This window comes from Dietzia sp. HMSC21D01, from assembly GCF_001815995.1.
GTDB classification, from domain to species: Bacteria; Actinomycetota; Actinomycetes; order Mycobacteriales; family Mycobacteriaceae; genus Dietzia; species Dietzia cinnamea.
Map to the genome: position 1 here is coordinate 1 of NZ_KV823954.1, position 9,773 is coordinate 9,773.

At 71.7% G+C, this 9,773-nt stretch carries 8 protein-coding genes and 1 pseudogene; 7 read left to right on the plus strand and 2 right to left on the minus strand.

What is annotated here, in order from left to right; translation table 11 throughout:
* The 6 genes and pseudogenes from HMPREF3086_RS10720 to HMPREF3086_RS10745 all read left to right on the plus strand — a co-directional run.
* Positions 1-489 (plus strand): annotated as a pseudogene (locus tag HMPREF3086_RS10720) (hypothetical protein); the annotation flags it as partial.
* Positions 486-899: a DUF6802 family protein gene (locus HMPREF3086_RS10725; RefSeq protein ID WP_061229369.1), complete on the plus strand. Its 414-nt coding sequence runs from the start codon at positions 486-488 to the stop codon at positions 897-899. The pseudogene HMPREF3086_RS10720 and the gene HMPREF3086_RS10725, both read left to right, overlap by 4 nt.
* Positions 900-1,002: 103 nt before the next feature.
* Positions 1,003-2,829: a phosphoenolpyruvate carboxykinase (GTP) gene (locus HMPREF3086_RS10730; protein WP_061229370.1), complete on the plus strand. Its 1,827-nt coding sequence runs from the start codon at positions 1,003-1,005 to the stop codon at positions 2,827-2,829.
* Positions 2,830-2,983: 154 nt separating this feature from the next.
* A complete protein-coding gene (locus tag HMPREF3086_RS10735) occupies positions 2,984-3,742 on the plus strand; it encodes a hypothetical protein (RefSeq protein WP_070721801.1) in 759 nt (252 codons plus the stop codon).
* A gap of 77 nt (positions 3,743-3,819) precedes the next feature.
* Positions 3,820-5,316, plus strand: a complete 1,497-nt coding sequence (locus tag HMPREF3086_RS10740) for a sensor histidine kinase (protein ID WP_246830967.1) — start codon at positions 3,820-3,822, stop codon at positions 5,314-5,316.
* Between the two features lie 98 nt (positions 5,317-5,414).
* Positions 5,415-6,077, plus strand: coding sequence for a response regulator transcription factor (locus HMPREF3086_RS10745; RefSeq protein ID WP_061229373.1), 663 nt, complete (start codon positions 5,415-5,417; stop codon positions 6,075-6,077).
* 27 nt (positions 6,078-6,104) lie between these two features.
* Here the strand turns inward: HMPREF3086_RS10745 and HMPREF3086_RS10750 are convergent, their stop codons facing one another.
* The gene (locus HMPREF3086_RS10750; RefSeq protein ID WP_070721805.1) at positions 6,105-7,577 is read right to left on the minus strand and encodes an aldehyde dehydrogenase; all 1,473 of its coding nucleotides are present in this window, start codon (positions 7,575-7,577) and stop codon (positions 6,105-6,107) included.
* 118 nt (positions 7,578-7,695) lie between these two features.
* Positions 7,696-8,514: a class I SAM-dependent methyltransferase gene (locus HMPREF3086_RS10755; protein WP_061916104.1), complete on the minus strand. Its 819-nt coding sequence runs from the start codon at positions 8,512-8,514 to the stop codon at positions 7,696-7,698.
* A 56-nt stretch (positions 8,515-8,570) separates the two neighbouring features.
* Between HMPREF3086_RS10755 and HMPREF3086_RS10760 the strand changes: the two genes are divergently transcribed.
* On the plus strand, positions 8,571-9,773 hold a 1,203-nt coding region (locus HMPREF3086_RS10760; RefSeq protein WP_083324405.1), incomplete at its 3' end, for a glycosyltransferase family 4 protein.

Consider the following 9,773-nt stretch of genomic DNA (forward strand, 5'->3'; position numbering starts at 1 on the left):
GCCCGGCACCTCGGCCCGACCGCCCCGGCCGGACCGCGGATCCCCGCGCCGAAGAGCGGCCTCACGCCGGGACGCCCGCCCCGCAACACCGGCGAAGAAATGCTCGTCATGATCACCGGCGCCGCCGGCGGCACCGGTGTGGGCCGGATGCTGCTGGCCCCGCTCGCCGAAGTGCCGGGCGCCGCGGCGCTCGTCATCCCGCTCGCGCTGCTGTGCGGCGTGGCGCTGGGGTGGGTCACCGTGACCGTGCGCCGGACGCAGACGCTGCGCACCCACACCGTCGCCGCGGTGGGCGACAGGCTCGCGGCGCTGCGCGCGGAGACCGAACAGTCCCTCGGCTCGCGGATCCTCGCCGCCGAGGCCACGATCACCGACGGGTTCGCCCACGATCCCGGGCCCCGGGTCACCGACCTCGACCGGCGCATCCGCCGCAGGCGTTCCGAGCAGGCCGCCCGGTCCCACACCATCGCAGGGGGCACGTCGCCATGACCGATCCACTCGCCGGCCCGGACCCGTTCGACCACCACTACGCGCCCGACGTCTGCGGCCTGGAGGGCGCGCCGCTGGCCGAGCCGTCGTCGCTGGGGCTGCACGTCCCCGTCGGTGACGAGGTCCTCGACCTGGGCTCACCCGAGGCGGACCTCGACGGGGACGGCTTCATGGAGGCGGTCACGCGCGGCGATGACCGCGGCCTGACCGTGTACACGGACGTCGACGGCGACGGCACGGTCGACCACGTCTCGACCGTGCGCTTCGACGGCAGCTACGACTCGTGGCGGCTGGCCAACCCCGCCGAGGGAGTACCCTTCGGGGGCTTCACCAACGAGGCCGGCGACGATCCGGCCTCGCCGCCCCCGCCGCCGGCGCGATGGGAGCGCATCGACCACGGCCACATCTGAGGGATCCCTCACATTTGGGCGCGATCGGGGCTCGGACGCGGCGATCCGCACCGGTTGGCGATACCCTGTGACCAAGACCATGCACCACGCGCGAGGAGCAGTGATGACCACCACCACCATTCCCGGCCTCGAGGGTCAGGCACCAACCGATCACACCGAGATGCTCGCGTGGATCGCGGAGGTCGCCGAGCTCACCCAGCCGGACCGGGTCGTCTTCGCCGACGGCTCCGACGCGGAGTGGGATCGCCTCACCGCCGAGATGGTGGCGGCCGGCACCTTCGTCAAGCTGAACGAGGAGAAGAAGCCCAACTCGTTCCTGGCGCAGTCGGACCCCAAGGACGTCGCCCGCGTCGAGTCGCGCACGTTCATCTGCTCCGAGACCGCCGAGGGTGCCGGCCCGACGAACAACTGGCGCGACCCGGCCGAGATGCGCGCCCAGATGACCGACCTCTACCGGGGTTGCATGCGCGGCCGCACCATGTACGTGGTGCCCTACTGCATGGGCCCGCTGGACGCCGAGGACCCCAAGCTGGGCATCGAGCTCACCGACTCCGCGTACGTGGTCGTGTCCATGAAGATCATGACCCGCATGGGCTCCGCGGCGCTCGAGAAGATCGGTGCCGACGGCGCCTACGTCAAGGGCCTGCACTCGGTGGGCGCCCCGCTCGCCGAGGGGGAGAAGGACGTCCCCTGGCCGTGTAACGAGGAGAAGTACATCACCCACTTCCCGGAGACCCGGGAGATCTGGTCCTTCGGCTCCGGTTACGGCGGCAACGCCCTGCTGGGCAAGAAGTGCTTCGCGCTGCGCATCGCGTCCGCCATGGCCCGCGACGAGGGCTGGTTGGCCGAGCACATGCTCATCCTCAAGCTCATCTCCCCCACCGACGAGGTCCACTACGTCGCGGCCGCCTTCCCGTCCGCGTGCGGCAAGACCAATCTCGCGATGATCCAGCCCACCATCGAGGGCTGGCGCGCCGAGGTGGTCGGCGACGATATCGCCTGGATGCGCTTCGGCGCCGACGGCCGCCTCTACGCTGTCAACCCCGAGTACGGCTTCTTCGGCGTGGCCCCCGGCACCAACTACTCGTCCAACCCCAACGCCATGAAGACGCTGGAGCCGGGCAACGCGATCTACACGAACGTCGCGCTGACCGATGACGGCGACGTGTGGTGGGAGGGTCTCGAGGGCACGCCGGACCACCTCATCGACTGGCTGGGCAACGACTGGACCCCGACCGGCGACGGCGAGGCCGGCAACGCCGCGCACCCCAATTCGCGCTACTGCGTGCCGATCGACCAGTGCCCCGTCACCGCGCCCGAGTTCAACTCCCCCGAGGGCGTGCCGATCTCGGCCATCCTCTTCGGCGGCCGGCGCGCCGACACGGTCCCGCTGGTCAGCGAGGCGTACTCGTGGAACCACGGCGTGTACATCGGCGCGACCCTGTCCTCCGGGCAGACCGCCGCCGCCGAGGGCCAGGTCGGCGCGGTGCGTCGCGACCCGATGGCCATGCTGCCGTTCGTCGGTTACAACGTCGGCGAGTACTTCCAGCACTGGGTCGACATGGGCGCCCGCGGTGGCGACAAGATGCCCAAGATCTTCCTGGTCAACTGGTTCCGCAAGAGTGCCGACGGTCGCTTCCTGTGGCCGGGCTTCGGCGAGAACAGCCGCGTGCTCAAGTGGGTTATCGACCGCATCGAGGGTCGCGTCGAGGGTGATGAGACGGCCGCCGGCCTCACCGCCCGCGCCGCCGACATCGACATGACCGGGCTCGACACCCCGCTCGAGGACGTCGAGGCCGCCCTGGCCGTCGACCCGGAGGAGTGGCGACGCGAGCTGCCGCTCATCACCGAGTGGCTCGAGTTCTGCGGCCCCAAGGTCCCGGCAGAGGTCCACGAGCAGTTCGCCGCCCTCAAGGAGCGCCTGGGCTGACACTCCCTCACAGGATCGATAGCGGACGGGTCACACATTCTACTCGGAGTGACCCGTTCGCTATTACCATATGTTCGACGCTCTTCGCAGTGGCGCCACCGGGTGTCAAGGTGAACGACTGAGCGGAACACCGTGTTCCCGCGGGAGGAAAGGTATGAGAGCCACCGTCGTCGGACTCATCGCCCTCCCTGCGACGGCCGACGGGCTGGTCGTCGCCGCCACGGTCATGGGTTCCGGAAACGAAGACGCCCCTCCTGCCGCGCCCGAGCGCACGACCACCGTCTCGACGGGCGGAGGCTCCGACACCGCGGACGAGACCCGGGTCGCCGCCCCCGAGCCCGTCGGCACCGCCATCGAGGGCGTCCGGCCCCACCTCACCGTGATCGACGGCCTGTCCGCCCTCCCCGTGCCGGCACCGATCCCCTCGATCCTGTCGAGACTGTCCGCGCGGCCGGCCGACCTCGTACCCCTGCCGCCGCCGACCGACGGTCGTACCGAACCCGCGCGCTCCGGATTCGTGGCCGGGGACGGCGCCAATCGTGGCCGGAACCCCGACACCGTGGATCGCAACGAGCCGCTCGGCTCGGCGGGGTCGGGCGCGGGCGACATCCCGCCGGGCGTCACAGATCACCGCGCTCCCCGGCCGGGCCGGGATCACCCCGCGACCCCGTCGCCCATGGACGACGGCCCCGAGGGCACGCCCGATCGTCCGGAGCACCCGACCGGCCGGGACGCGCCGGTCGTGATCGGGCCGGTTCCGGGCGCCCGGATCGTCGTACTCACCACGGGCGCGCCCGCGGAGAACACTCCGGTTGAGGGCACCCCGGCCCCCGCGACGCCGACGGACGGTTCGCCCGCCGACGGCGAGCCGGGAGCGGCGCACCCCGCCGATGACGGCTCCGAGCCGAGGTGAGCCCCTCTCTCGGGAGGTCACAACCGGCCCGCTGGTGGCATTCTGCGCGTCTGCGCATCACCGTCAGCATCACCCTGGTGACCGCGGCCGTGTTCGCCGCGATGGTGATCTTCATGATCCAGATGCTGGACCTGAGCACGGAACGCGTCACCGACTCCCGGCTCAACCGCGAGGCGGCCGACTTCTCGACCTTCATGTCCGCCGGTATCCTGCCGTCGTTCGAGTCGGACGACCCCACCGTGGAACAGCTCATCCGGGCGTACCTGGCTCAGCAGTACCCTTCCTCCGAGATGCTGCTCGTCGGCACGGCCAACGAGTCGGGGACCCAGTTCACCCTCTCCCGGTACGGACCGGAAGAGGACCGGCTGTTCCCCCCGGGCATGCGCTCGCAGATCCAGCGGATCGGACTGTCCCCCATGGAGGACTCCGGCGTGATCGACGACTCGGTGCGCTGGCGCAAGGCCACCGTCGAGAGCCCCGCCGGGCCGGCCAACATTGTGGTGGCCATCCACGACCGCGGCACGCATGACGAGACCCGCCGCGTCAAGAGCTTTCTGCGCTGGGCGGCCGCCGGGGGCATGGTCGTGAGCGCACTACTCGCGTGGTGGATCGCCGGCCGGATGCTCGTCCCGGTGAGACGGATCCGCGAAGCGGCGGAAACCATTTCCGCGGCCGATCTGTCACGGCGCGTGCCCTCCGACGGGCCCGACGAGATCGTCTCCCTCGCCGACACCGTCAACGACATGCTCGAGCGGGTCGAGGAGGCCTACCGCACACAGCGGGAGTTCCTGGACGACGCCGGCCACGAGCTGCGGACACCGCTGACCGTGGTCCAGGGCAATCTCGACCTCATGCCCGAGGACCCGGAGGGCCGGACGGAGACCATCCGGCTCATACAGGACGAACTGTCCCGGATGACCCGCATCGTCGAGGACCTGCTCACGCTCGCCCGCGCCGACCGTCCGGACTTCCTCCGCACCGCCGCGACCGACGTCACCGAGCTCGTGCTGGACGTCGAGGCGAAGATCGAGGTGGTGGCCGACCGGAACTGGCGGGTGCTGCCGTACGCCGAGGGCCTGGCCAGGTTGGACCAGCACCGGATCACCCAGGCCCTCATGCAGTTCTGCTCCAACACGGTCCGGTTCACCGGCCCCGGGGACACCATCGAGATCGGGTGCCGGGTCATCGAGCCCGGTGACCCGACCATCGCCGCGGAGCTCGTGTCCGGGGCCGTCCCGGAGACCCCGGAGCGGGAGTCCTACCGTCGCCGGCTTCTGTGGTGGGTCCGCGACAGGGGACCGGGGATCCCGCCCGGCGAGGAGGAGAGCATCTTCGAGCGGTTCCACACCGCGCGCGGCCAGCTCCGTGACGGACGCGGCGGCACCGGCCTCGGGCTCGCTATCGTCTCGACGATCGCCAAGGCGCACGGAGGCCGCGCGTTCGCGTTCAACGCCGCCGGGGGCGGCGCGACGTTCTGCATCGTCATCCCCTTCGTCGCGCCGCCGCCCGCGAAGGGTTCCGGCTCGCCCGCCGGGACCGACCCGTCCGACGCGAGCGGCTCCGAGACCCGCTGAACCCCCCGGTCCCCGGCCGAGCCGCGGACACGGTCGCCCGCCAGCGTCCAGCAGCGCGGTACCCGTGCGATACTCCCAAGTCGGAGAAGGAGGGATGCATGACGAACGTTCTCGTCGTGGAGGATGATGACCTCATCCGCTCGGTCTTGGTCAAGGCACTCGGTGGTGCCGAGTACACCGCACTCGAGGCGGTGGACGGGGAGAGCGCGCGTGCCATCCTGTCGACCATCTCCGACATCGACCTGATGTTGCTCGACATCGGCCTGCCCGACACCGACGGACTGACGCTGCTGCGCGAGGCCCGCGATCGCGGGTTCGCCGCGCCCGTCATCATCCTCACGGCCCGCGACAGCGTCGCGAACACCGTCGAGGGACTGGAATCCGGCGCCAACGACTACATGGTCAAGCCTTTCCGAGTCCCCGAGCTGCTCGCCCGCATCCGGCTGCGGTTGCGCGAGCACGAGGCGACCGAAGACCCGGGCATCCTCGAGCACGCCGGCATGCGCCTGGATATCCGTACCCGCCGCGTCGAGGTGGACGGCCGCATCCAGGAGCTCACCAACCGCGAGTACTCGCTGCTGGAGATGCTGCTGCGCAACAGGGGCGAGACCATCAGCCGCGAGCAGCTCCTCGAGAGCGTCTGGGGCATGGACTTCGACCCGGGTTCCAACATCGTCAACGTCTACATCCGCTCCCTGCGCCGCAAGATCGGCGAGAACAAGGTGCAGACGGTGCGAGGGGTCGGCTACCGCGTGGAGTGAGCGCGCGGGCCGGGGCGCCCGCAGGCGTCAGGTGCCGGACGGCTCCCAGCCGAACGGCATGAGCACGCTCTGCAGCTCGCAGTACGCGTCCAGCCCCTCGGGCCCGTTCTCGCGGCCGATACCGGAGTTCTTGAACCCGCCGAACGGGGCGGTGGGATCGAAGGCGTACCAGTTGATGCCCATGGTTCCGGTGCGCACCCGCTGGGCCACGGCGAGCGCGGCGTCGGGGTCGGACGAGTAGACGGCGCCGGCGAGGCCGAACTCGGAGTCGTTGGCGATCCGCACGGCGTCGTCGACCGTGTCGTAGGCGATGACCTGCAGGACCGGACCGAAGATCTCCTCCTGGGCGATGGTCATGGAGTTGTCGACGTCGCGGAAGACGGTCGGCTGGACGTAGGCCCCTCCCGACACGTGCTCGGGCAGGCCCTCGACCTCGCCGCCACCGTAGGCGATGGTCGCGCCCTCCTCGACGCCCTTGCGGATGTACCCCTCGACGGACGCCTTCTGCTTGTGGTTGGCCAGCGGGCCGAACACGGTGCCCTCGTCGGCGGGGTCACCGACGGGCATGAGCGAGACGTTCTCGACCAGCGCGTTCACCACCTCGTCGTAGCGCGAACGCGGGGCCAGGATCCGGTTCTGGGACACGCACGCCTGGCCGGAGTTCATCAGGGCGGAGAACACCATGGTGCCGGCGGCGGAGGCCAGGTCGGCGTCCTCGAGGACGATGGCGGCGCTCTTGCCGCCCAGCTCGAGCGAGCAGCGCTTGAGGCCCTGCGCGGCGATCCCGGCGATGTGCCTGCCGACCTCGGTCGAGCCGGTGAACGAGATCTTGTCGACATCCGGGTGGGACACCAGGTGATCACCCACGGAGCTGGGGCCGGTCACCACGGACAGCACCCCCTCCGGCAGGCCCGCCTCGCGGAACAGGTCCGCCAGCCACAGCGCGGACAGCGGGGTGGCCGAGGACGGCTTGAGGATGACCGAGCTGCCGGACAGCAGGGCCGGCGCGAGCTTGGCGGTGTTGAGGTAGAGCGGGACGTTCCACGCGGTGATCGCCGCGACCACGCCGACGGGCTGGCGGGTGACGACGGAGGCGCCGAAGTCGCCCTGACGCACCTCGGACCACGGGAAGGTCTCGGCGAGACGGGAGTAGTAGCGCAGTACGCCGAGGGTGGGGGTCACCTGGATCATCGACGCGGCGCTCGCGGGCGCGCCCATCTCGTCGGACAGGATCTGGCAGACCTCGGCCTGGCGCTCCTCGAGCATGTCGGCCGCGCGGGCGAGCAGTGCGCCGCGCTCGGCGGGCGGCGTGTTCCGCCAGACGCCGGACGCGAACGAGTCGCGGGCCCGGCTGATCATCTCGTCCAGGTCGTCGGTGGTGGTCTCGGCGACACGACCCACGACCGTGTTGGTGGCCGGGGACGTCACCTCGAGGACGCCGGTGGTGACCGGATCGGTCCAGCGGGTGCCGGAGAAGAGCTTGTCATGGACGACGACCACGGGGGACCTCCGTGCGGTGGGGTACAAGAGCGGTGGGAACCGTCCCGTCAACCGGGAGTGAAGCTAACAAGAACGTGTTCCACCTCACTGTAGCGAGGGTCCGGCCCGCCGTGGGGCGCTACTTCGCGCGCAGCACTAACACCAGATTCGACACGAGGACCTCCCGCACGAGCGGGACGTGCACCAGCCACCACGCCCACCGCGGGTGGTAGCGGGGGAACGCGGCGAGGAGCTCGGCGGAGTCGGTGCCGCGCGCCCAGGCCAGGCCGTCGGCGCAGCCCACCTCGAACAGGGACTCGCCGTAGACGTTCTTGGGCGGGTGGCCGTGCCGCCGTTCGTAGAGCCGCCGCGCGCGCTCGCCGCCGAGGTAGTGGGTCAGCCCCATCTCGTGGCCCCCGAAGGGGCCGTACCAGAGGGTGTAGGAGACGACGACGAGGCCGCCCGGTCGCGTCACCCGGCACATCTCCTCGGCCATGCGCCAGGGCTCGGGCACGTGCTCGGCGACATTGCTCGAGATGCACACGTCCACCGCATCGGTCCGCACCGGCAGGGCCATCCCGCTGCCGCGGATCGACCCCGTCTGGTCCAGGCCCGCCGCGGACATCTCACCGACGTCCGGCTCGACGGAGACGTATCGGGCGCCCTCGGCGGCGTACGCGTCGGAGAAGTAGCCGGGCCCGCCGCCCACGTCGAGGACCGTCAGCCCGGGAAGCCTCCCGGCGTCGGGGCCGGGGCCCGGCCGGGCGGGCTGATCGCCGGACTCGGCCCACAGGTCCGCGACCAGCTCGACGGTGTCGCGCGCCAGGCCGGAGTAGAAGGCGTCCGGGTCGGACTGCTCGAGGGGGAACGAGCGCAGCAGCCCGAGCGAGCGGCCGAGGGTGGCGCGGCGGGCCACCGATCGCAGCGCGGGCGAGCGGTGGACGGGATCGGTGAGCACGGCGGGGACGATACCGGCGGTCCGGAACGGCCCGGCCGCCCGCGTACAGTGTCCGGGTGGCTCGAATCCTGCTGCTGTGCTGGCGCGACAGTACTCACCCGCAGGGCGGTGGCAGCGAGCGCTACCTCGAGCACGTCGCGGACGGTCTCGCCACGGCCGGCCACACGGTCGTCTACCGGACCTCCCGCTCGCGGGGCGCGACCCGCTCCGCGACCACCTCCACCGGCGTGCGGTTCAGCCGGGCCGGCGGGCGCTTCACCGTCTATCCCCGCGCACTGCTGGCGATCCTGTCCGGCCGGCTCGGCCTCGGGCCGCTCGGGGTCCTGCGACGGCCCGACGTCGTCGTCGACACCCAGAACGGCGTCCCCTTCTTCGCCCGCCTGATCACCACCGCCCCCGTCGTGGTGCTGGTCCACCACATCCACCGCGAGCAGTGGCCGGTCGCCGGGTGGCTGGTCGCGCGGATCGGGTGGTGGGTCGAGTCGTGGGTCTCGCCGCGCGTCCACGCCCGGTCCCAGTACGTCACCGTGTCGCTGCCGTCGGCCGACGAGCTCGCCGCGCTCGGCGTCGCTCCCGCGCGCATCGCGGTGGTCCGCAACGGCCTCGACCCGCTGCCCGACGGAGTCATCCCGGCCTCGCCGGGCACCCGCGCCACCGGCCCGCGGCTGGTCGTCCTGTCCCGGCTGGTGCCGCACAAACACGTCGAGGACGCGCTGGACGTGCTCGCGACCCTGCGGGCGAGTCGACCCGGGCTCGTGCTGGACGTCATCGGCAGCGGCTGGTGGGCCGACCGGCTCCGCGAGTACGCCGCCGAGCGCGGGCTCACCGCCCCCGCCGGCGAGACCGGCGGCGGTGGTGAGACCCGCGGCGTCGTGTTCCACGGGCACGTCGACGAGGCCACCAAGCACCGCCTGCTCGCCGGCGCCACCGTCCACCTCATGCCCTCGCGCAAGGAGGGGTGGGGGCTCGCCGTCTCCGAGGCCGCGCAGCACGGCGTCCCCACCGTGGGCTACCACCACGCCGCGGGACTGCGGGACTCGATCGACGACGGCGAGACGGGCCTCCTCGTGGACGACGTCGCCGCCATGACCATCGCCGCGGACCGTCTCCTGTCGGACCCCGACCTGCGGGCGCGGATGGGTGAGGCCGCCCGCCGGAAGGCCGCGGGGATGTCGTGGCCCGCCACCGGCGCGGCGATGGAGCGGGTCCTCGCGGCCGTCACCGAGGGCCGGCGGCTCAGCGGCGTGATCGACGGCCGG